This window comes from Pseudomonas sp. 5P_5.1_Bac1, assembly GCF_025466015.1.
Classification (GTDB): Bacteria; Pseudomonadota; Gammaproteobacteria; order Pseudomonadales; family Pseudomonadaceae; genus Aquipseudomonas.
The window spans coordinates 64,495-87,348 of sequence record NZ_JANLNX010000096.1; the positions used below are offsets into that span (position 1 = coordinate 64,495).

At 67.4% G+C, this 22,854-nt stretch carries 17 protein-coding genes and 1 pseudogene; 2 read left to right on the top strand and 16 right to left on the bottom strand.

Features of this window, described 5'->3' with window-relative positions:
• Window positions 1-7: 7 nt before the first annotated feature.
• The 6 genes from NTD82_RS20875 to NTD82_RS20900 are packed head-to-tail and all read right to left on the bottom strand — an operon-like array spanning window position 8 to window position 5,278.
• A complete protein-coding gene (locus NTD82_RS20875; protein ID WP_262130049.1) occupies window positions 8-748 on the bottom strand; it encodes an SDR family NAD(P)-dependent oxidoreductase in 741 nt (246 codons plus the stop codon).
• Window positions 745-2,037 carry a beta-ketoacyl-[acyl-carrier-protein] synthase family protein gene (locus NTD82_RS20880; protein ID WP_262130051.1) on the bottom strand — a complete coding sequence of 431 codons (1,293 nt, stop codon included), beginning with the start codon at window positions 2,035-2,037 and terminating at the stop codon, window positions 745-747. The genes NTD82_RS20875 and NTD82_RS20880 overlap by 4 nt, the downstream gene beginning before the upstream one ends.
• On the bottom strand, window positions 2,030-2,554 hold the full coding sequence (locus tag NTD82_RS20885) for a 3-hydroxyacyl-ACP dehydratase FabZ family protein (RefSeq protein WP_095158781.1): 525 nt from the start codon (window positions 2,552-2,554) through the stop codon (window positions 2,030-2,032). The genes NTD82_RS20880 and NTD82_RS20885 overlap by 8 nt, the downstream gene beginning before the upstream one ends.
• 1 nt (window position 2,555) lies before the next feature.
• On the bottom strand, window positions 2,556-3,170 hold the full coding sequence (locus tag NTD82_RS20890) for a hypothetical protein (protein ID WP_262130053.1): 615 nt from the start codon (window positions 3,168-3,170) through the stop codon (window positions 2,556-2,558).
• A complete protein-coding gene (locus NTD82_RS20895; RefSeq protein WP_095158783.1) occupies window positions 3,167-3,553 on the bottom strand; it encodes a hypothetical protein in 387 nt (128 codons plus the stop codon). Before NTD82_RS20895 ends, NTD82_RS20890 begins: the two co-directional genes overlap by 4 nt.
• A gap of 36 nt (window positions 3,554-3,589) precedes the next feature.
• The gene (locus NTD82_RS20900; RefSeq protein ID WP_262130055.1) at window positions 3,590-5,278 is read right to left on the bottom strand and encodes a M64 family metallopeptidase; all 1,689 of its coding nucleotides are present in this window, start codon (window positions 5,276-5,278) and stop codon (window positions 3,590-3,592) included.
• Between the two features lie 468 nt (window positions 5,279-5,746).
• Between NTD82_RS20900 and NTD82_RS20905 the strand changes: the two genes are divergently transcribed.
• On the top strand, window positions 5,747-6,622 hold the full coding sequence (locus NTD82_RS20905) for an AEC family transporter (RefSeq protein ID WP_262130056.1): 876 nt from the start codon (window positions 5,747-5,749) through the stop codon (window positions 6,620-6,622).
• A 23-nt stretch (window positions 6,623-6,645) separates the two neighbouring features.
• On the opposite strand, the pseudogene NTD82_RS20910 reads toward NTD82_RS20905, so the two are convergent.
• A pseudogene (locus NTD82_RS20910) lies at window positions 6,646-6,741 on the bottom strand (general stress protein); the annotation flags it as partial.
• Between the two features lie 279 nt (window positions 6,742-7,020).
• Here NTD82_RS20910 and NTD82_RS20915 point away from each other — a divergent pair.
• Window positions 7,021-7,197, top strand: a complete 177-nt coding sequence (locus NTD82_RS20915) for a DUF6021 family protein (protein ID WP_177454477.1) — start codon at window positions 7,021-7,023, stop codon at window positions 7,195-7,197.
• A gap of 123 nt (window positions 7,198-7,320) precedes the next feature.
• Here NTD82_RS20915 and NTD82_RS20920 read toward each other — a convergent pair whose 3' ends face one another.
• From NTD82_RS20920 to NTD82_RS20960, 9 genes are all read right to left on the bottom strand, one after another.
• Window positions 7,321-8,796, bottom strand: coding sequence for a ricin-type beta-trefoil lectin domain protein (locus NTD82_RS20920; protein WP_262130058.1), 1,476 nt, complete (start codon window positions 8,794-8,796; stop codon window positions 7,321-7,323).
• Between the two features lie 147 nt (window positions 8,797-8,943).
• Window positions 8,944-9,690 carry a thioesterase II family protein gene (locus NTD82_RS20925; protein ID WP_262130060.1) on the bottom strand — a complete coding sequence of 249 codons (747 nt, stop codon included), beginning with the start codon at window positions 9,688-9,690 and terminating at the stop codon, window positions 8,944-8,946.
• Window positions 9,677-11,446, bottom strand: coding sequence for a fatty acyl-AMP ligase (locus tag NTD82_RS20930; RefSeq protein WP_262130061.1), 1,770 nt, complete (start codon window positions 11,444-11,446; stop codon window positions 9,677-9,679). Before NTD82_RS20930 ends, NTD82_RS20925 begins: the two co-directional genes overlap by 14 nt.
• Window positions 11,439-11,711: an acyl carrier protein gene (locus NTD82_RS20935; RefSeq protein WP_262130062.1), complete on the bottom strand. Its 273-nt coding sequence runs from the start codon at window positions 11,709-11,711 to the stop codon at window positions 11,439-11,441. Before NTD82_RS20935 ends, NTD82_RS20930 begins: the two co-directional genes overlap by 8 nt.
• Entirely contained in the window at window positions 11,708-13,510 is a 1,803-nt protein-coding gene (locus NTD82_RS20940; RefSeq protein ID WP_262130063.1) for an acyltransferase domain-containing protein, read from the bottom strand. Before NTD82_RS20940 ends, NTD82_RS20935 begins: the two co-directional genes overlap by 4 nt.
• Window positions 13,507-16,284 carry a beta-ketoacyl synthase N-terminal-like domain-containing protein gene (locus NTD82_RS20945; RefSeq protein ID WP_262130064.1) on the bottom strand — a complete coding sequence of 926 codons (2,778 nt, stop codon included), beginning with the start codon at window positions 16,282-16,284 and terminating at the stop codon, window positions 13,507-13,509. The genes NTD82_RS20940 and NTD82_RS20945 overlap by 4 nt, the downstream gene beginning before the upstream one ends.
• Complete coding sequence (locus tag NTD82_RS20950) at window positions 16,272-17,768, bottom strand: flavin-containing monooxygenase (protein WP_095158793.1); 1,497 nt, start codon at window positions 17,766-17,768, stop codon at window positions 16,272-16,274. The genes NTD82_RS20945 and NTD82_RS20950 overlap by 13 nt, the downstream gene beginning before the upstream one ends.
• Window positions 17,765-21,334, bottom strand: coding sequence for an alpha/beta fold hydrolase (locus NTD82_RS20955; RefSeq protein ID WP_262130065.1), 3,570 nt, complete (start codon window positions 21,332-21,334; stop codon window positions 17,765-17,767). Before NTD82_RS20955 ends, NTD82_RS20950 begins: the two co-directional genes overlap by 4 nt.
• Window positions 21,335-21,359: 25 nt before the next feature.
• On the bottom strand, window positions 21,360-22,676 hold the full coding sequence (locus NTD82_RS20960) for a flavin-containing monooxygenase (RefSeq protein ID WP_262130066.1): 1,317 nt from the start codon (window positions 22,674-22,676) through the stop codon (window positions 21,360-21,362).
• Window positions 22,677-22,854 lie beyond the last annotated feature (178 nt).

The window sequence follows — 22,854 nt, forward strand, 5'->3', positions numbered from 1 at the left end:
CTCCTTGTCATGGCACCCAATCCAGGCCACCGGTGAGGTGCATGGCCTGACCGTTAACGAATCCGGCCCCGTCCGAGGCCAGGTAGAGCACCGCCTGCGCCACGTCGTGCGGCGTGCCGAGGCGACCGCTCGGGCATTGCCCGAGCCAGTGTTCGAAGGTTTTCGGCGGCGCGCTTTCGCGGCTCAGGTCGGTGTCCACCAGGCCCAGCACCAGCGCATTGGCGGTGATGCCGCGGCGACCGTATTCGCGGGCGAGGGTGGCGGCCATGGCGATCAATCCGGCCTTGGACACGTTGTAGGCGATCTGCCCGGTCATGCCGTGCGCGGCCACCGAGGACAGCAGCACGATGCGTCCGCGACGGCGGGCAATGAAGCCCGGCAGCAGGGCGCGGCACAGGCGGAAGTTACCGTCGAGGTTGACGTCCATCACCGCCCGCCAGTCGGCGTCGGGCAGGCTGACGGCGAGGCTTGGACGGTTGATCGCGGCGTTGCCCACCAGCACGTCGATGCCGCCGAGGGCGCTGTCGGCCTGGTCGCACACGGCATCGATGGCGGCGGCGTCGGCGAGGTCCAGGCGCAGCGCGACGCAGCGTTGCTCCGGCGCGGTCTGCGCGGCGTGGCGCTGCACGGCGGCCGCGGCGTCGGCGTCGTGGTTCCAGGTGAAAGCGACGTTGTGCCCGGCGGCCAGCACCTGCTCGACAATGCAGCGGCCGATGCCGCGGGTGCCGCCGGTGATGAAGAAATTCATGGCTGCGACTCCCAGCGGCCGAGCACCGCCACACAGTTGTTGCCGCCGAAACCGAATGAATTCTTCAGCAGGTAGCGCACCGGGTGCGCCACCGCGCCAGCGGCGCAGACGTCGAAGTCGAGTTCCGGGTCCGGGTCATCGAGGTTGATGGTCGGGTGCAGTTGCCCGGCGCGCATCTGCGCGATGGCCGCCACCAGTTCCACCAGCGGCGCCGACCAGCAGGTATGGCCGAGCATGGATTTCGGCGCGTTGACTTTCATCCGCGCCAGGTGACTGCCGAAGGCGCGGCGAATCGAACGGGCTTCGGTGATGTCGCCCAGCGGCGTCGAGGTGGCGTGGGCGCAGATGAAGTCGATGTCCTCGGGGCGCAGGCGCGCTTCGCGCAGGGCGGCCTGGATCGCCCGTACCTGGCCATCTTCCTGTGGGCTCGGCTGGCGGCTGGCATCGGAGCGTGCGGCCACCGCCAGTACTTCGGCCAGCGGCTCGGCACCGCGGGCGACGGCCAGGTCGGCCCGTTCCAGCACCATGCAGGCGCCGCCATGGCTGGGCACGAAGCCTTCGCGGCGGCGGTCGAACGGCCGGCTGGCCTGTTCCGGGCAGTCGTTGAACGCGCGTTGGCTGACCGCCTGCATCAGCGCCAGCGCGTGCAGTTCCAGCGGCGAGTAATCCAGCACCGGCGCCAGCACCACCACCCGTTCGACGCCGCCATGACGAATCTCGTTGAACGCCGCGCGCAGCGCCAGCGCGCCACTGGCGCAGGCTCCGCCGACGGTGTAGCCGGGGCCGCGGATGCCAATGACTTCGGAGGCCACGGCGGCATGATCGGTGTCCAGTCCGGCGAGGCCGAATTGCACGTCGATGTGGTCGGGCTCGTGTGCGAACTGGCGGAAATTATTGAAGTAGTAGTTCTGGCCGATGTTGTGCCCGCCGACCACGATGGCGGTTTCACCGTCATCGCCTGGCGGGTGTTCGAACAGGCCGGCGTCTTGCCAGGCGCGGCCGGCCATCAGCACCGACAGCGCGGTCGACCACGGCAGCCGGTTGCTGGCCCGGCGCAGGCGCAGGCGGGCGGCGTCCGGCAGGCTGTCGGCGAGCGCCGCGAGGCGTGGGCGCGGTTCGAAACCTTCCATGCTGCCGCCGACCTTGGTGGCGATCTCGCGATCGAAACCGTGCCAGCGGGTGATGCCGGAGCGGCCGGCGAGGAGGTTGTCCAGCAGGGTGCCCGGGTCTTCGCCCAGGGCGGTGAGTACCGACATGCCGGTCACCACGATACGCGGCAGCTCAGACACGGCAGCCCTCCATCACCACGACGCTGCGCACCGCGCCCTCGACGCTGATGCGTCCGCCGAAGACTGCCAGCATGCCGTTGTCGTCCAGCAGGCGGACTTCGATATCCATGATTTCGCCGGGGCGTACCTGGCCGAGAAACTGTGCGCCGAACACGCGGGTGGCGAGCACTTGCAGCGGTGTCGCCGGGCAACCGCTGGCCATGTGCAGCAAGCACTGGCCGGCCTGGGCGATGGCCTCGCCCTGCAGCGCGCCGGGGTAGATCGGGTTGCCGGGAAAATGGCCGGCGAGCACCGGGTCTTCAGGATCGACCCGGCGTTGCGCGAGCAAGGCCTGCTGGCGTGGGTCCCATGCCTGGACCCGGTCCAGCAGCAGAAAAGGCGAGCGGTGCGGGAGCATCTGCTCCAGCGGCGGAAAAACCACGACGGCGGATGACGCCGCCGTCGGTTGCAGCAATCCACCGCGCCGCAGCCGGGCCAGCGCGGCGGTGACATCCAGGGCAGCGCTGGTATCCGCCATATCAGGCGGTCCGCGCCTGGGACACGGCCACGGCATTGTCCAGCACCCATTGCAGCACGCCGTCGGCGTCTGGCTTGGGCACTGAAGCTACGGCGCAGGACGCGGCATTGCGGCAGGCGATGCCTTGGCCTTCATAGCCGGCGAACCACACGGCCTCGTAGGCGGCGATGGTTTGCAGTTGTTCGCCGCTGGCGCTGAGCAAGGCCTTGCTCAGCGGCTCCGTGAGGGCCTTGATCGCGGCGCGGTAGCCTGTCACCAACTGGATGAGATGCGTGTCGAGTTGGGCGCCGAGTTTGAGGGTGCGGGTTGCCTGCACAGCCTGCTCGTAGACCTCAAGCGTCTTGCCGACAAAGTAGTCGTTCTCCACCGCCGGGTTTTCCGTCGAGGCACGCTTGGCGAACGCCACCGCCAGCTCGCGGAACTCTTCGGCACTGAAGAATTCGTCCTGCAGGCCGAGGAACACCTTCACCGACAGCGGGATCGGCAGCGTCGCCAGCACCTCCAGCGGCAGTTCGGTGGCGTTGTGATCGGCGAACATCTGGCGAATGGTCGCTTCGGGGAAATCATCGCAACGGGCGAGCTGAATCACCCGGTCCACGGACATGGTGTAACTCATTGCGAGTTGCTCCTGGAAATGGTGTAGACGGCCGTGATGGTGTCCCCGGTTCCAGGGCTTGCCACGGAGTAGTTGTAAGCCGACGCGCCGCCGCCGTTGCCGATGACGTTGATCGCGTTGGTACCGTTCATGGTGAACGCCAGCACGAACTGGGTACCGTCGTCGGCCTGGTAGGTGATCCTGCCGTCGGGGGTCTGGCCGTTGGCGATGAACACCGATACCGGCGAGGTGTTCGCGGCTACCTGGGTTGCCGGCGTGGCGTTCCAGTTCGCGCCGTTGAGGCTGTACGCGGGCTGATAAACCAGCACCAGCCTGACGTCGGTTTTCAGGTTGCCGGTACAGGTACGGTTGGGGGTTGGACTGCTGCCGCCGCCACTACTCATAAGCGTTCTCCATGATGGCCTTGCTGTGTGGGTGGGTCAGGATGCCGCGGCCAGAAGCGTGCCGGACAGGATGCCTGCCGAGACACGGCTGACCGTGTTTGGCAAAGCGGATAGGGTCGTGGCTGCCGCTGGCCAGGCCACGGCATTGCGCGTGGCGCCAACCGGGCCGTTGCGGGTGGCGGCGGTGAGAAACACCGAGGCTTCGTCGCGCACGGCGCAGTTCAGGTCGAGGGCCGGAACCAGGCCGCTGCTGCCGACATTCTCCAGGCCCTGCCACTGCCGTGCGCTGGTGACCTTGACGTGCTTGAGCGTGGTGCCTTGGGCGGCGAACACATGGATGAACTGGCCTTGCACCGCAGCGCCGGCGGCGAGGCAGTCGATCGCCGAGCCGTTGCTCAGGCCCAGTTGCGAAGTGACTTCGCTCCACTTGGCGTCCCAGGTATTGGCGCCGTTGCGCACACTCAGCCAGATGCCCTTGCTGCCCGAGGCGAACACGAACAACTGACCGTTTGCCACCGCGCAGGCGACGCGGGTGCAGCCGGCGGGCAGGCCGGTCGAGCTGATGGCCGAGAACGCACTCCAGGCGGCGCCAGAAGGCTGGCTGGCGAGCCAGACCTGGCTGCCGGACAACGCCGTGACGACCACTACCGCCCCGGCGAGTGTGGCGGCGATATCGGTGGGCACGCCCATGTTGCCGCTGGCCAGCGGGATCGGTTGCAGGCTTTCCCAGTTGCCGACCACGGTGGCGGAGTTGTGACCGATCACGCCGTTGGCCAGGGTGAACACGTAGAGCCGGCTGGCCAGGCTGGTGGTCGCCAATGCCTGGATCGGCGCAGGCTGCACCGGCGCCGACACTGCTTTCACCGCCGACCAGGCGCCGAGCCCGTTCTGGCTGGCCAGCCAGGACAGTCCGGTGGTCTGGTGATAGGGCGCGAACGCGTTGAGCAGCTCGTTGTAGCAGACCAGGCAGAAGTCGGCGGCGGGGTCACGCATCAGGCAGTTCTGGCTTGGCCGGTAGATGCCCTGGGCGTAATTGCCGCCGCCCTCGAAGGCGCCGACCATCCACGGTTGCCAGCCGCTGGCCGACGGGTTGGAGGGCAGGGCGGTGTAGCCGGGGGTGAGGTACTGCGCCCACTTCAGCGTGGCGGCGGCGATGTTGGTGGTGAGGTTGGGGCTGCTGGGCTCGATGTCCGGGTATGTGCCGGGCTGGGCGGCGTACTCGACGCCGAGCCCGGCCGCCAGTTGGGCGATGGCCCGGGCCAGCAGCGCGACGTTGCCGCTGTCCAGGGTCAGGGTGCACTGGTTGCCGCCGAAACTGCCGCCGGCCACGCCGGTGTTGGCGATGACCACCGCCAGGTGCCAGGTGATCCCGGCAGCGTTCAGCGCGGCGTTCACCAGACGTGGGGACGCCGATATGCAACTGCTGGAATTGCCGTCGGCACAGGACACCGTGCCCAAGGCGTTGTTCACCGTGACCGGCGTACCGCAACCGGTGCCCGAGCCAATGCCCGACGCCGCCGAGACGGTATCGATCATGTAGACGTTGATTGCGTCGCTCAGGCGCCAGGAGATCGGGATGATGTCGCTGAGGCCAGCGAGCAACGTGGCCACTGCCTGGTGGAAGCCGGCGAGCTGCAAGGAGGTAAAGCCATCGCCGGTGATCGCGATGATGAAGCGTTTGCCATCGTCACCGTTGTCGACGATTTTCGTGCACGACGAATCCATTCGAATCACCCTCATCCATAAGGTCGAAAATTCTTACTGGCAAACGCGAATTGTTTTACTTCGGTGGCGGCATCCTGCTATCGCGTTTGAGCGCCCGTCAAGGCTGTTCAGAAAAATTTCATGGATACAAGATGGCCGTTTCACTGCTTTTTTTGGCTAAAAAGCCGGTGGTAGAGCGCTGGCGTGCGGATTGACGGGCTAGCACATCTGGCGTGCTTATCGCTGACCCGGATCAAAGCTTTGTGTGCATAGCAGGGCGTTTGGCGGTGAATGTTCAGTTGTCGGTGGTGGTTGGGGAGATTGAGTCGAGGCCGCCCGGTGCATGCCGACGGTTTTTCTGCGCTCTGGAGATCGAGCGCTCTGAAGCGCCACCGGCAGACGCCATACAGCCAACGCCCCAAGCTGCGGTCCTTGCACCCGCTGCCCCGGGGCTTCTAGCATGGCCGCTTTTCGCAAAGGAAACGCCGCATGCTGGCTTCGCTGTTCGCCGTTCTGGCGCCGGTCTTTATCGTGGCCGGTATCGGCTTCATCTGGGCGCGCAAGGGCCATGCCTATCCCACGGATTTCATCGCCAGCCTGGTGATGACCGTCGGCACGCCGTCGCTGGTGTTGTCCACCTTGCACCGGACCCGGCTCGACCCCGCCGCCTTCACCAGCATGGCCCTCGCCTGTGTGCTGTGCATGGTCGCCATGGCGGCGGTGGGCTATGCGGTCAGCCGTGCCTTTCGCCAGCACTGGCGGGTGCTGATGCCCGCGTTCATGTTTCCCAACACCGGCAACATGGGCTTGCCGGTGGCGCTGTACGCCTTCGGCGAGCAGGGCTTGGCCCTGGCGGTGGCGTTTTTCCTGACCCTGTCGAGCTTTCACTTCACCCTCGGTATCGCCCTGTCCGGTGGCGTCGCCTCGTTCCGCGCATTGCTGAAAAATCCGATCGTTATCAGCCTGGCGCTGGCATTGCCGGTGATCTTCTTCGATCTTGAACTGCCGCGCTGGCTGGGCAACACCGTCGACCTGCTGGGCGGCATGACCATCCCGCTGATGCTGCTGACCCTCGGCGTGTCGCTGGCCAGCATCCGTCCGCAGCACATCGGCAGCGGCATGCTGATCGGCGCCCTGCGCATCGTCATCGGTGCCGGGGTCGGCTGGGGCATCGGCGCGCTGCTCGACCTCGATCACCTGGCCCACGCCGTGCTGGTCATGCAGTCGGCGATGCCGGTGGCGGTGTTCAACTACCTGCTGGCGGTGCGCGCCAACCGCGCGCCGGAGCAAGTGGCGAATGTGGTGATGTGCTCGACGGTGCTGTCGTTCGTGTGGCTGCCGGTGGTGTTGGCGGGGTGGATGTAGGGCCCGCGCGGGCCCTCAATCACTCACTGACTTTTGCGCCCACCGCCATGACTGCGCTGGCCGCCGGTGCGCCCGGCCTCGGCGGCGCGCTCGCGGTCATTGGCGAAATTCCCCGGGTTGCTGTGGCCTTGCTTGCCGTGGTTATCGGCCATGATCTTGCACCTCATGTCGTCACACAGGACCTTCTGTGTACAGGTACGACGCGGGTGACGGCGCTGTGGCTCAAGCCGATCAGCGCCGCGCCGACCGGCTGCGTTAAACATTTCCAGGCCAATCACTTGCGGGCCAATACCCGGCCTCCCGGCGTTGAGTCCGCCACCTGACCGCCTGGCAAAATCGACTGAACGTCTGCGTCCGCGAGGCGACCTAACCCTGTACCCACACACAGGAGTCACGCCATGCACGACAAACCGAGCGACGACCAAGGCCCGCATTCTTCGGAACATTCCAGCGGCAACGACGACCCGGGCTTCGACCCGGATTCCCCGGACCTCGACGATCCCCAGGTCGATCCAGCCGGCCCGGCCAAGGCGCCGCTTGGCGGGCCGGGCAACCAGAGCGGCAAGCACGACTGAACCGCCATGCGCGCGCTGGCAGCGCGACCTCACGACGCACGGCGGACTTTTACGGCGCTCGCCTCAGCCACCCGGACCCGGCAGGGTCGCCACGTGTGCTGAGGCGTTATCGCATGGCGCTGGTCAAGGCGTTGTCAGGTTCAGTATCCGCCACCGGGATCCAGGCATACCGCTGCCATCCGCGTCGGCTTTGAGCGTATTGGTGGTTGTTCTGTTCAAGTAAAGATATTCCTGATTGCCCAGGGTTCTGAACTGGGCTGCAATTTCCTCCCAGGCATAGCCTTCGTGACACATTCTAAGCACCACATCCCTGATCAGACCGTCATTGCCTTTGGCCAGGCAAAGCGTCTGATTGGCCTTCAGCCGGATCAAGACCTTGTTTCCCGCCTGTACTTGCACCCATTGCTGATTGGGGTTGTTCTTGTCGCATCCCCAGAGCCCTACCTTTGTCTCCCCGGATAGCCCGTGGGAGTCCACGCACATAGACGTATTGTCCAGGCTTTGAATCTGGAACGCTCGAGACTGCCCATTGTAAGAGGCCATCATGGAAGCCTGCTGTAGCCACACCCGGGCCATGTCGGCGGTTTTGGCGTTACCCAGGGGGGCACCGTTTATGGAGCGGTTCGGCGTCGAGTAATACGGCAGGTCGTTGCCGCAGAGGATGGTGCGGTAGGTGCCATCCGAGTGGCCAAACGCATAGCCGTCCTGACCTTCATTGCAATGGCTACCCGAGGCGTTATGGCCGACTTCATGGCGAAAAACCTTCACGTCGGTAACGTCATTGACGGTGTACCGACCGGGTTTTGATCCCCATCCAACGGCGGTGTCTTGCTCGGTGGGCATGAAAAAGCCAGCCACCAGACTGGACCGTGAGTAATTGGGAAAAATTGAAGCCAGCGATGAGAGGGTTTCGCCGGTCACTGGATGGTTGGTCGGGGTCAAGGCGATCTCTCCCACGACCAGCCTGACGCCCGTCACGCCGGAGTTCCTCAGGCCTAAATTCACGGTTTCTAACTGCGCCAGTGTATGGGCGGTCGTGTCACCCACGTAATCGGCGGCGGCGCGTGAATAACCCATCAGCACGGTTATCTGGGTCTCGCCGTTGCGGTTATCCAGCGGTTCTTTCTGGGCATCGGCCCTGACTTGCTCCTGCGGGTCGAGCAGCGTGTCGTCTTTCAGATAGTCCTGTTTCTTCTGCTCATCAAAGGTCTGTGTGCCGTCCGCGTGGCCGAGCACGATGCCGCTGCGGTTCGAAGTGTTGACCAAGGCAAGGAAGCTGCCGTCGTCGCGGTTCACGATCACGAGGAAACCGTCTGGCTCGTCTCCATCGCGAACGAGATTGGCGCTGCTGAGGTGATAGCCCGGCAGCGATGTCCGAGGTTCCAGTTTCGGTGCTTTGACGCCCGCGAGCAGTGGCGAGGTCTTGGCCTCGGCACGGTTTTCGAGCAGCGCCGGAACGTCCAGAAAGTGGCCGCGTTCACGCGGGGTAGAGACGGTAGCAACGGTTTCGGAAGCGGCTCCGGATTCCGCGCACGCCAGTGAGAACCCGAGCAACAACACGATGCCCGCGAAGCGAATTCGCAGTTTTGATCTGTTCACGATAGTGTCCTGTTCGATGAGTGAAACAACTCATGAAAGTTCAGGAATGCCTAACGCAAACTTAAGGAACCCCTTTCAAATATATAGATCCCGGTGTCTTGGCCCTCAAGTAAACCGGCAGTGTCTATATTGACTAATACCTTGTAATTACCGGCCTTCAGACTTCTGCCCCAACGCCCGCAACACCCACCCCATCTCCTCCATCACCGCAAAATGCCCCCCCTCGATCATGCGCAGGCTGAAGTCCCCACTGCTGACCCGCTCCCACGCCACCAGGGATTCATACCCCACCTGCGGATCATCGATGGCGCCAAACACCCGCACGGGAATGTCCAGCGGACGCGGATGCTGGTGCCGGTAGTCGAGGAGCAACGTCAGGTCCGCCTGCAGGATCGGCACGGCGATGTCCATCATCGCCCGGTTTTCCAGCACTTCGCGCGGGGTGCCGGAGAGGTCGCTGAGGTAGTCGCGCAGGGCCTGGTCATTGAGTTCCGGCAAGCCGGCGCACGCCGGCAGCCAGTCCGGGCTTTGCCGTGATGACACCAGCAACGCCACCGGCCGTCGCTCGCCTTCGGCCAGCAAGCGGCGCGCGGTTTCGTAGGCGAGCAGGGCGCCGAGGCTGTGGCCGAACAGCACCAGGGGTTTGTCTGGCAGCGCGCGGCATTGTTCGGCGAACTGCTCGGCCAACGCGTCCACCGAGCGGGCGAAGGGTTCGCGCAGGCGGCGGGCGCGGCCTGGCAGTTCCACCGCGTACAACTCGCACAGCCCGGCCGCCGGTTTCTTCCACGGGAAGAAGCTCTGCGCGCTGCCACCGGCGCAGTGAAAGCAGACCAGGCTGAGCGGCGCCGCGGCGTCGCTCAGCCACTGCACCAGCGCCGGTTCAGCCGGCTTCATTGAGCAGGTCCAGTTCCGCCGCGAGGTAGAGCTGGCGCATCTTGCCGCGCTGGATCTTGCCGCTGGTGGTCTTGTGGATGCTGGTGGGCTGGACGAAGACGATGCGGTTGAGGGTGATGCCGTGGTTGTCCACCACCGCGCTGCGCACCGCGGCCTTGAGCTGGCGCGGGTTGTCTTGCAGCCAGCGCTTGATCTCGCGGTTGAGTTCGATGGCGGCGACGATGGTCTGGCGCTGCTGTGCGTTGTCGTGGCTGAACACCGCGCAGCTTTGCGGGCGCACGTCCTTCAGGGCTTCGATCACGGTGTGCTCGATGTCTTCCGGGTGCAGGTTGCGCCCTTCGCAGATGATCAGGTCCTTGAGCCGGCCGCAGATGTACACCTGGCGGTCCTGTTCCTCGACGAAACCGAGGTCGCCGGTGCGCAGCCAGGTGTGTTCGCTGCCGTCGTCGAGCCGGGCGCGGAAACCCGCCTCGGTGGCCTCGGGGTTCTGCCAGTAGCCGCTGGCGATGGCCGGGCCGCGCAGCCAGATTTCACCGATGCGCCCCGCCTCGCGGCGCTGCCGCGTGGCGGGGTCGACCACTGCCACCCGCACTTCCCACGACGGCTCGCCACAGCCCACCAGAACCTGGGCCGCGACCGGGTCGGCCGGTGCGCTGAGGCGCTGTTCCAGGGCCAGGGTCAGCGGGTCGGCCAGCACCGAGCGCACTGGCTGGCCGTGGGGGCCGCCGCTGACGAACAGGGTGGCCTCGGCGAGTCCGTAGCAGGGCAGGAAGGCATTGGCGGAAAAGCCGTGGGCACTGTAGCACTCGGCGAAACGTTGCAGGCTGGCCGGGCGGACCACGTCGGCGCCGTTGAGGGCGTGGCTCCAGTTCGACAGGTCGAGGCCCTCCAGGCGCTGGGCGTCGTAGCGTTCCACGGCGAGGTTGTAGGCGAAGTTCGGGCCGCCGGCCAGCCGCGCCTTGTAGCGGGCGATCGCCTGCAGCCAGATCAGCGGCTGCCGGACGAAGGTCGAGGGCGCCATGATCACCGTGTGGTTGCCCAGCACGATGGGCAGCAACTGGCCGAGGATCAGCCCCATGTCGTGGTGGTGCGGCTGCCAGGTGACGAAGTCGCTGGTGTGATCCAGCGCCCAGGCGTCGCGCATCATGCGCAGGTTGGCGCTGATATTGGCGTGGCTGACCATCACCCCCTTGGGCGCCGAGGTGGAGCCGGAGGTGTACTGCAGGAAGGCGATGCGCTGCGGGTCGCGGTCATCCGGGCGCGACCACTGCACGTCGGCGTCGCAGGCGCCGGTCGGGCTGAGCATTGCCAGGTCCGCCGCGGCGCTGCCGGCGAACGCCTGGTGCAGCGCCGCGCGTTCGCTGTCGGCCACCAGCAGCAGGCGGCTGCCGCTGTCGTCGAGGATCTTCAGGCAGCGCTCGACCCGGCGCCGCGTCGGCAGGTTGACCGGCACGGCGATGCGCCCGGCCATCAGGCAGGCGAGGAAGCTGGCGATGAATTCCAGCCCCTGCGGAAAGAACAGCGCGATGCGTTCGCCCGGCTGGCTGTGCTCGCCCAACTGGCGGGCGATGGCGCTGGCGCGACCGAGCAGTTGTCGGTAGGTCAGGCGCTGCTGTTCCTCGCCGTTGTCGTCGAGCAGGGTGAACAGCACTTTGTCCGGGTGCAGGCGCGCGCGCAGCGCGAGGCTGTCGTGGATCGCCAGGCTGCCGGTGGCCGAGGCCAGTTCCTGGGGGCTCAGGCAGGTCTTGTCAAACATGCGCGGGTTCCTCGCGGTTGGCCTGGCTGACGATCTCGGCGATGGCCGCCGCCAGTTCGCTGATGCTCGGGTGTTCGAAGACCAGGGTCGGCCACAGGCGCACGCCGAAGTGTTCTTCAAGGCTGCCGATCAGGCGGGTGCCGACCAGTGAACCGACGCCCAGGGCGCCCAGCGGCGTGTGCAGGTCGATCTCGTCTTCCGGCAGGTCCGCTTCCTTGCAGATGAAGTCACTGATATGGGTTTGCAGGCGTTCGATCAGGCTCATGGGCGTGTCCTTGAAGGTGCGTCGTTGGCAACGGGGCACAGCAAGTCGAGCAACTGTGCCGCGGGTAAGGGAACCGCGAGGTCCGGGGCTTGCTGCCGGCGCCAGTGGTTGAACAGCCAGAGCGAGGCATCGCCGCGCAAGTGCGCCTCGCGCGCTGTGTTTTGCATGCGCGCGTGCAGGGCGCGCCGGCCCTCGCCACGGTCGCCGTCGTCGCTCAGGTAGAAGGCCTGGGCGATCTCGCGTTGTGCCTGGGAGGCGCGGTCGAGCACGTAGCCCTGGCTGCGGCTGTGCAGCTCGGGGTAGCGCCAGTCGCTCAGCCACTGGTGTGCCTGGCGATCCATCCGCGCCAATTGCTGCTGGCATGACGCCGACACGGCGGCCTCGGCGGCGAGCAGGAACACCGCGCCGGGGGCGATGAAATCCACCCCCAGTTCGAACATCGCCCGGGCGCTGCTGGCGCTGCCGATCAGGCCCGCAGCGCCGATCAAGGGGCGACGAATCTGGCGTTCGCGCCGGGCCAGGGCTTCCAGCAACAGCGGCAGGTGGTGGTCGGCGGCGATCAGCAAGGCGTCGGCGTGGGCGAGGCCGGCGTCGAGGTCGCGTTCGTGCTCCAGGCGCACCAGCCAGTGCACCGCCGGCCAGCGTTCGCGCAATTGCGCGGTCAACTGGTGGGCGGCGATTTCGATACAACCGATGCCCAGCCCGGCGACCTCGGCCAGCCGCGCCGTACCGCCGAGGCGGACGCCAAAGCGGCCGCGCAAACGCGGGTTGGCGTTGTAGCGCTCCAGGGTTTCACGCAGGCGCGCATCATCCAGATCATCGGCGTCCAGCAGGCCCATGGCGCCGTGGCGGGCGAGTTCGAGCAGCAGCGCTTCGCCGCCGAGGTCCGGGGGCAGCGCCGCCACCAGCAGCGGGCGTTCGCGTACCGCTCGCGGCGGTGGCGGCGGGATCGGCGCGTGCTCGCGGATGTCCTTGAGCATGCCGGCGAGGATCGGCGGCTGGCCGATTTCGATGAATTCCTCGACGCCGGCGCCCAGCAGGTGTTGCACCACCTGTTGCCATTGCACCGGGTGGCTGAGGTGGCGCGAAAGGGCATCCACCAGGCCGTCGCGGCGGTGCGGGCGGGCGTCAATATTGGCGATCACCGGGAACGTCGGCTCGCGAAACTGGTGGCTGACGCTGCGCAGGAACTCGCGGAACCCGCGCTCCGCCACCGCCATGTGCGGCGTGTGGAACGGCCCGCTGACCTTCAGCGCCAGGGCGCGGATGCCCCGGCCGGCGCACAGCGTCAGCAGGTGGTCGAGGGCGGTGTGCGCGCCGCCTACGATGATCTGCCGCGGGCTGTTGATGTTGGCGATGGCCAGGCCGCTGTCCGGCAGCTCCGCCAGCAGGTGGCGGACCTGCTGCTCATCGTGGCCGAGCACCGCCACCAGCCCACCGTCCTCGACCTCGGCCATCAGCCGCGCGCGCTCGACGACGATGCGCAGGCCGAGGACGAAATCCAGCACCCCGGCGGCGGTCAGCGCGGCATATTCGCCGACGCTGTGGCCGGCGGCGAACTGCGCCGTGGCGCCGTCTTCCCGCGCCGCCAGCCAGCCCAGCCAGGACACCACGTAGATGGCCGGCTGGGTGTAGCGGGTCTGGTTCAGGTGCTGGTCGGGGTCTTCCAGGCACAGGCGCTCGATGGAATAACCGAGCACCCGGTCGGCCTCGGCCACCAGCGCCGGAAAGCGCGGGAACAGCGCCGCGCCCATGCCCTTGCGCTGGCTGCCCTGGCCCTGGAATAGCCAGGCGTTCATGCGCTCACCCGGCTTAGAGCCCGCGCAATGGCGCGCATCGCCAGGCCCTCCAGGCGCAGGGCGCAGCGGCCATCGGCGTTGCTCAGGCTGACGGCGAATTCGTCAGCGTGGCGGACGATGCCCAAGTACCGGGCGCCGGGTAGCGCCTCGGGATCGAGGGCTAACTGGCGAATGCTGAACGGCAGGCACGGTGTCGGCGCCTGGCCGAGCACTGCCGGCGCGGCGCACAGGCTGGCCAGCAGCGCCGCCCAGAACGGCAAGTCATCCACGCCCTGGCAGCCGAAGGCGAGGCTGGCATGCAGGCTGTTCGGCGTGCTGCGCAGGTCTTGCAGGGCGCGGCCAATGGCGCTGTAGCCCAGGCCCTGTTCGGCGAGGCTGGCATACAACGCTTTGGCCGCCAGGGTGGTGGTGCCGGCCTGGGGTTGCAGCGCGGCGGGCATCGGCGCCGGCTCGCTGCGTTGCACTTGCAGCAACACCTGCTCGCCCTGGCTGACCTGCCAGTACGGCTCGGCCAGGGTAAAGCGCAGCGTCTCGGTGCTGTCCAACTCTTGCGGCGGGCCGAAGCGCAGGTCGCGCCAGGCCAGCGCTTCAACAGGATTCTGCCGTAGCGCCTGGCCGATCAGTCCGGCCAGCGCCATGACCGAGCCGGGCAGGGCGGCCGCGTTTTCCCACGTCGCGAGCCAGGCCTGTGCCGCGTTCGGCGTGGCCCGCGACGCCGCAGTGAACGCCGGGGTGTACCAGACCCGCTCCAGGCGCCAGGGATAAGCCGGCAGCGGGATCTTGGCGGGGCGCGGCCGTTCGCCGTAAACGCTGGCCCAGTCCGGGCTGGGCACTTTGCTGCTAGCCCAATGCGCGGCCCACTGCGCCAGTTGCCCGGCGCCTGTCGGGGCGGCGACCGTCTCTGTGCTGCCGCTGCACGATAGCCCGTCGTGATGACCTTCAAGGAAGTCGCGCAGGCGCTGGAACAGTTGTTCGCGGCTGTCGGCGACGAACGCGAGGCGTTTGGGCATGGCGTCGCGGCCCTCCTGCAGGGTGCGGGCGATACTGGCGAGGCTGGCGTCGGCCAGGTGCGCGGCGGGCAGGGCGGCGAAGCTGTCGAGGCGCGGTTCGGCGGGCGCTTGGGGCTGGGCTTCGGCGGCCAGCCGCTGCGCCACCTCTTCAAGACTCACCGCGCCGCGCCAGGCGTCGATCGGCACGTCCAGTTGCAGGGCGTCGAGCACTTGCTCCAGGCAGCCGACGAAGTAGCCAGCGTCGACATTCAGGGTCGCCAGCCGGGTCGGCGCGGTGTCGCTTGTCGGCATCAGCCCGAGCAGGTCGCGCAGGCGCTCGAGCAGGGCCTGGCGCAGTGCCGCGTTGCCCGCCGCGCCAGTCTCGGCGAAGGCGTCGAGCAACTGGCGGGCGCGGGCGCGCAGGCCGGCGTCGTCCTTGGCCGACAGCAGGATCAGGCATGGCTGGTGGTCAGCGTTCGCCAGCTCGGGCGCGGCGGCGGCGCGCAACACCACATGGGCGTTGACCCCGCCAAAGCCGAACGCGCTGACTCCCGCCAGCAGCGGCTCGCCCGGGTTTTGCGCCAACGCGGCGGCGCCGCTGGCGAGCTGGAAGGGGCTGTCGTCGAGGTTGATCTGCGGGTTGAGTTGGCGGTGATGCAGGTTGCCGACCTGTTGCCGGTGGTGCAGGCACAGCAGGCTTTTGATCACCGAAGCGATCCCGGCGGCGGCCTCCAGGTGACCGATCTGGCTTTTCAGCGCGCCCAGCACGATCGGCGCGCCGTCGCCCGCGGGCACGGCCTTTTTCAGCGCGTTGATCTCGATCGGATCGCCCAGCGGCGTGCCGGTGCCGTGGGTTTCGATCAGCCGCGCCTGGCGTGGCGAATAAGCGGCCCGCGCCCAGGCCTGCTGGATCACTTCGCGCTGCGCCTTGGGGTTGGGCGCGGTAAAACTGTGGGCCCGCCCGCCGTGGTTTTGCGCGCTGCCGATCACCTCGCCGTAGACGTAGTCGCCGTTGGCCCGGGCCGCGTCGAGCGAGGTCAGCACCAGCGCCGCGACGCCTTCGCCGCGCACGTAGCCGTCGGCGTCGGCGGAGAAGGTCTGGCAATGCCCGGCATGGCTGAGCATGCCGGCCTTGGCGAAGGCGATGAACAGCTCGGGGCCGAGGAGCAAATTGACCCCGCCGACGATCGCCACGTCGCACTCGCCGCCCCGCAGTGCCTGGCTGGCCCGGTGCAGCGCCACCAGCGAGCTGGAGCAGGCGGTGTCGATGCTTTCGCTGGGGCCGTGCAGGTCCAGGCAATACGACACCCGGTTGGCGATGGCGGTGAGGGCGATGCCGGTGCCGCGCCAGGCATCGCTGGGCACGCCGTCGCGGCGCATCAGCGTCGGGTAGTCGGCGTGGCCGACCCCGACGAACACCCCGACCCGGCGCTGCGCCAGGTGCGCCGGCGCGTAGCCGGCGTCTTCCAGCGCGGCCCAGGCGCATTGCAGGAACAGCCGCTGTTGCGGGTCCATGCTCTGCGCTTCGCGGGGCAGGATGCCGAAGAAGCGCCCGTCGAAGCGGTCGACATGCTCGATGAAACCGCCGCGCTGGCAATAGCTGGTGTCCTCGCCGGCATTCAGTTCGCTGTCGTAGTCGCGCCAGTTCCAGCGCGCGTCCGGCACCTGGCGCACGGCATCGCCGCCGTCGCGCAGCAGGTGCCAGAAGGCGCGCAGGTCCGGCGCGCCGGGAAAACGCCCGGACATACCGACCACGGCCAGGGCCGGTGCGCTTATCCCTGGCATGGATCGCTCTCCACGGCACTCGCCTGCGGCTGGGCCAGCGCGCTCAGCGCGTCGTACGCGTAGGCCTGGACCAGCAGCGGGCTGACGTTGCCGGTGGCCGTGGCGCGGTCGCGGCCCTGGCGCAGTTCTTTGGCCAGGTAGTGCAGGTAGGTCGGGCCGTGCATTTCGTAGTTGTTGCGCGGCGTGGCGAGGAATTCGCGCTCGATCACCTTGCGCTCGGCGGCGATGTGCTGGCGCTCGCTGTCCGGCTCGGGGCGCAGGTACTGGCCGGCGAAGTAGTCGGCGGTCAGTTCGGCCTGGCGCTCCATCATGTCGAGGAAGCCCCAGGTCACCGCCTGGAACAGGCCGATAAAGGCCAGGTTCGGCACCTCCGGCAGGAAGATCCGCTGGAACAGCGGGATGCGGTTTTCCTCGACCTTGAGCAGCTCGGCCGGCAGGAACGGGAAGTCGGTGTGGTAGCCGGTGGCGTAGATCACCGCGTCCACGTCGAGCTGGCTGCCATCGACGAAATGCACGGTGTTGCCGTCGATGCGCTGCACCTGCGGCACCACCTTGAGCTTGCCGTCGCCGACGCGGTTGGCGAAGTTTTCCGAGAGGGTCGGCAGGCTCGACATCATCAGGTGGTCGGGCTTGGGCATGCCCAGTTGCTTGCGCTTGGCGATCAGCGCCTTGTACAGCCCGGTGAACATCAGGCCGCTGAGCGGGTAGGGCAGGATTTTCTTCACCCACCAGTCATTCAGGCAACCCATGACCTTGTCGATGCGGATGCCGAACAGGTAGTGCGGCAGCACGTAGACGCCGCGGCGCAGCGACAGGTAGGTCATGCGCGCGTCATGGCTGACGTCCACGGCGATCTGCGCGCCGCTGTTGCCGACGCCGACCACCATCACCTGCTTGTCCTGGTAGCCGTGGCGGTAGCGGTACTGCTGCGAGTGGATGGCGTCGATGCGGGTGTCGGCGGCGTAGTCGGGGAAATTGGGCGTGTTGTGGTGCCCGTTGGCGACCACCAGGGCGTCGTAGTGACGGACCTCGCCGGAGCCGAGGGTCACCCGCCAGACACCGTCCGGCAGGCGTTCGGTGCGTTGCACCGGGCAGTCGAGGTGGATCGAATCGCGCAGCTCGAAGTGCTCGACGAAGCTGTCCAGGTAGGCGTGCACCTGGCGGTGCGAGGGAAAGTCCGGGTAATGCCGGGGCATCGGGAAATCGCTGAACTGGTACAGGCCCTTGGGCGTGTTCATGTTCATGCTGTGCCACACCGAGGTGTGCTGCCCGCTGTGGTCGAAGGCCCAGATGCCGCCGATACGGTCGCGGCGGTCGAAGCAGTCGAAGGCGATGCCCTTGCGCTTGAGCGCGCGGGCCATGGACAGGCCGCCGACCCCGGCGCCGATGATGCAGACCATCGGCCCGCGGCCCTGCAACGGACGGAGGGAAGCCACGCCGGGTTCGGCGGGGCGCGACGGGTTGACGCGGGTGTGCTCAGTCACAGCGTGGCTCCTTTTTTTTTTGCCGGAATCAGCCCGGCGAGAAAGTCGGCGGTGCGCGAGTCGCCCAGGCGCCGGTTGTGCGCGGCGCAGTCCTGGAGCACGCCATCGATGCCGCGGACCAGGGCCCGGCGCAGGTTGGCGAGCATCAGGTCGATGGCTTCGCGGTCGATCGTCAGCGGAGGCAGGTAACGCAGGCAGTTGTTGTAGATCGGGCACACGGCGGCGGCGACGCCACCTTGCGGGTCGCGCAGCAGGCTGCCCCAGAGCAGGTAGCCGAAGCTGCGCTCGACAAAGGCCGGGGTGTCGCGCAGGTCCAGTTCGACGGTGAGCAGCAGGCCTTCGCCGCGCACGCCGCTGATCAGCGGGAACTCCCGTTGCAACGCCAACAGGCCCTGCTTGAAGTACTCGCCCTGGTCGCGGGCGTGGGCGAGGCTGTCATCGCGGGCGATGGCGCGCAGGCAATTGAGCGCCAGGTGGGCGCACAACTGATTGACCCCGCGGGTCTGCAAATCCAGCAGGCGTTCGGGCTGGCGTTGCGCCGCGCGCTGCCCCAGCGCCTCGCCGTAAAGCACCACGCCCATGGGCAGCAGGCTGTCGCACAGGGCGCTGCCGAGGGCGACGATATCCGGCCGCGACACCTGCGTCTGGCTGTGCAGGAAGTCGCCGGTGGCGAGGTTGGTCTGGGTTTCATCGACGCCCACCCGGTAGCCACCGGCCTCGCGGTGGCGTTCGACCAAGGCGATCAATGCCGGCGGAATCGGCCGCGAAGCGTTGGCGTCGACCTGCAGGGTTTCGAACCAGACCAGCGCGACCTCGCCGCTGAGCAGGTGCGCCTGCAATTGGCTTTCTGCGTCCGCCGCCTGTGGGTCGATAAACAGGGTATTGGCGTGCAGCGGCTCGAACGGCTGGCGGAAGATATCGAAGGTTTCGTTGCGCGACGCCGCCGCACTGAGCATGGAAAACCCCAGCCCGCCGCTGAAGCACAGCAGCTTGCGGCGCTCGCCCGGTGCGCCGAGCAGGCCGAGGGTCAGGGCCGCTTCCACCGCCGTGACCGTGCTCGACGCCGGCAGCGCCAGGGGCAGGCCGGTCTGTTCGGCGAGCAATTGGGTCAGCTCGCCCCAGTAGTCGTGGCGCGGGTCGTGCTTGCCGGCCACCTGTTCGACCACATCCGCCGGGTTGAGGCCGCGCGGGCAGGTGCCGACATTGACGAAGCAATCGATGATGTCCCGCGACGGCTCGCCATCCACCCGCAACCGTGAACGCACGCCGTGGGCTTCGTAGAATCGCGCGTCGAAGCCGTGCATGCGGGCGATGCGGGCGTAACCGCTGTTGCCGTAGCGCAGGTGCGTTTGAAAGGTGGCTTCGCTGCTCGACTCGATACGGCGCAACTGGCGCAGCAGCGGGCCGTGCAGCTCGCCGGCGAATTGCTGCGTCAGGTGCTCGACCGCCAGCCGCAGCGGCAGGCCGAAGTTGCTCATCACATGGCGCACATAGCTTTCGTTGGGCGTCATCAGCCACGGATTCTTCACCCGCTCATGCACCAGACAGGCGCCGAGCGGGGCCTGGAAACCGTTGAGGCCCTCGCCGAAGACCAGCAGGTCCGGGGCTTCGCGCAGGGCCGCCAGCGACCAGTCGCCCGCCCCGCGGCAGTGTTCGACAAACAGGCTGAGTATGCCGCTGCCGGCAAGTTGCGCGATCAGCGCATCGCAGGCGTCCGGGCTGGCATCGGCGGCCTCGATACAGGCCACTGCCGCCAGTTGTTGCGGGCCGAGGCGGGCGAGCAGCGTGCGCGCTTCGGCGAGGCTGGCGACCACCCGCACGCCGGGGACCAGCGCCTGCGCGTCGGCGCTTTGCAGCGGATTGAAGTAGCGCGCCCAGTAGCCGCTGGCATCCACCAGCAACAACCCGGCCTCGCCGTCCGGCGTGCGATTGCGCGCGTGGTGGCGGGCCACGCGCAGGGCGGCGTCGAGGGCTTCTTCCAGCGAGGTCAGAAAGTAGCTGCGGTAGTCACCGGGTTCGCGCTTGCCGCGCTGGCCCAGGTGATTGAGCAGCAGCGCGGTCTGCGCCGCCGGCGCCGAGAGAATCGCGCAATGGCTCTGCTCGCCCTGGCGCACGTAGTCGCCGAGGGTTTCCAGGGTCTGCGCGCTGGCCGCCTGGAACACCCCGGGCCTTGGGCGCGGCGCCGGGTTGCCCGGGGCGGGCAGGCCGGCGAGGAACTCCAGCAGCAAGCGGTTGTAGTGTTCGTGGTGAGTGAAGCCCAGCAGGTGGCCGGCGCCGGCCACTTCGATCAGTTCGGCGTGGGGCATGGCCTCGGCGATCAGCGCCGAGTAGGCGGGCGGCTGGTAGGCGTCGTCGCTACCGCAGATGATCCGGCACGGACAGCGCAGTGCCGGCAGGCGCGGGCGCAGGTCGAAATCGCCTATCACCTGTTGATAGGCCGGCAGCGCCGGCATGTTCCAGCCGCGATTGAGGGTCATGAAGCGCGGGCTCTTTTGCAGCTCGCGCATCAGTACCGGGAAGTTCGACGCGCCTTCGCTGAACGGCGAACTGACGGTGATGCACAGCCCGGCGCAGCGCTCGGGATGGGCCAGGGCGAACGCCTGGGCGAGGACGCCGCCGAAGGAGTAGCCGATCACCGGCAGCGGGGCGCTGATGCCGAGCTGGTCGAGCAGGTCGGTGAGGTCGGTGACCAGGTGCGCGATATCGAAGGCGTCCGGCAGCTCGGCTGCGTCGCAGCCGGGCAGGTGGAACATGATCAGCCGATGTTGTTCACCGAGGGCCTGCAGTTGCAGGCGCCACATCACGTCGTACGGCATGACCAAACCGCCCAGCAGCAGGACGGGTGTGCCCTGGCCGTAAGTGGCGCATTCCAGACGTGGCGCGGTGGGGCGCTGGAACTGGATGCGGGTGGCCTGGCGGCAGGTGAGGAGGTGGTGATCGAGGAGGGATTGGGCGGGTTCCAGGTCGGGGGATTCTTGCCAGAGTGCTTCGATTGACAAGGCGGCACCGCCAGACGCGGCGACCCACTCTTCCTCTGTAGGAGCGAGCTTGCTCGCGATGGGCTGCGAAGCGGCCCCAAAACCGGACGGCGTGATTTCCGAGGTGACAAATGGAGTCGGCATCACCGTTTGTTTTTGAGGTTTGGGGTCTGTTGTGGCGGGAGTTGGGACCGCGTTGCGGTCCTTCGCGAGCAAGCTCGCTCCTACAGGGGGCAGTGATCTGTAGTGGTTTTCCAGGTGTGGCCGGTGACCTGCCAGCAGATACCCGCAGAAACTCTGGAGATCCTGGAACTCGAAGAACACCGTCGGCGGGACGGTGATGCCGAATCGTTGGGTGAACAGCGTGCCGATTTCGGTCGAGGCGATGGAGTCCAGGCCGTAGTCCATCAGTGGCCGGGTCGGCGAGAAGTCTTCGGGGGCGATCTTCAGTACGCCCAGCAGCAGCTCGCGCAGATCCTCCAGCAAGCGGGCTTCCAGCGTCGGCGGTGCGTCGAGGCTGTCGAGCAGGCGCAGCGCTTCAAGGGCGCTCAGTTCGTTGGTCGGGGGCAGGTGGGTCGGCTGGTTCATGGTCGAGCCTCGCGAAGCTTCGGATTCAGGCGCTGTGGGCCAGGGGTTGCGCCGTTTGCAGGCGGGCGGTGAGGAAGTTCAGGGTGCGAATGAATTTCCACAGGTCGACTTCATGGGCATGCCGCTGGGTCTGCATGAAGCGTTGCTGGCCTAGGTCGAGCCGTTCCGGCGCGAGCTTGATCTGCTGCAGTTGCCGCCACGCCGGGCTGTCGGCGGCGCGGGCCTGGATGCAGGCGGCGATGAAGCGGCCGGTCATGTTGGCCAGGTTGCCGATGCCCGACGGCGTATTGAGGTAGCCGACGAACATCAGGTCGTCGTGCTCGGCCGGCAACATGCGCATGAACAACCCGTCGAACTCGCGCTTCCAGTCGAACACTTCCTGCGGCAGGAACGGCAGGTCGATGCCGTAGCCGGTGGCCCAGACGATCAGGTCGATGGTTTCCACGCTGCCATCGCTGAAGTGCACCTGCTGGCCGTCGAAGCGGCTGATGTCCGGCTTGGCGTGCAGGTCGCCGTGGCCGATGTAGTAGAGGACCTGCGAGTTGAGGATCGGGTGGCATTCGCGGATACCGTGGTCCGGCGCCGGCAGGCCGTAGTCGCGGCCATCGAAGCCGGCGAACTTGAAGCTGCGCTCGACATGCGCCCAGTAGGCGTCCTCGTCGCTGAACTTCGGCGCCTGGTCCATCAGCCATTCCTGGGTCGGCTGGCCGTCGATGAACTTGGGCATGTAGTGGTAGCCGCGGCGGGTCGAATGCAGGGCGCGGCTGGCGGTCTGCGCGGCGTCGACGGCGATGTCGCAGCCGGAGTTGCCGCCGCCCACCACCAGCACCCGCTTGCCGCGCAATTGTTCCGCGGAGCGGTAGTCGCGGGCGTGCAGGCTCGGGCCGCTGAAGGTGCCGGGGTAAGCGGGGATCTTCGGCACGCCGAGCAGGCCGTTGCACACCACCACCACGGCATAGCGCGACTGGCTGCCGTCGGCGAAGGTCAGTTGCCAGCCCTGACGGTCCTTGGCCATGTGCGTAACCCGGGTGTTGAAGCGGGTGTGCGCGGCGAGCTGGTAGTGCTCGGCCAGTTGCGTGAGGTAGGCGAACACCTGGTTGTGCCGCGGGTAGTCAGGGTAGTCGGCGGGCATGGGGAAGTCGGCGAACTGGGTGTTGCGCCGCGAACTGATGAGGTGCACCGACGCGTACATCTTCGACGCCGGGCCATCGGGCTGCCAGTTGCCGCCGAAGCGCGCGGTGGCCTCGATGATCTCGAAGTTGACCCCGGCCTCGCGCAGGGCCTTGGCCACGCCCAGGCCACTGGCCCCGGCGCCGATGATGGCGATTGTCGGCTGCTGCATTGCGTCGATTCCCTTTGCGGTTGGAGTGGTCAAAGCAGGGCCTTGAGCAGGGTGCGGGCCTGGTCCGGAGTGATTTCCTGGCGGGACAGGCGGTCGAGGATGTCTTGGGGGGTAGGGGGGGCCTTGGGGGGGGCCCCCCCCCCCCCCCCCCCCCCCCCCCCAGCTTCAATCACCACTC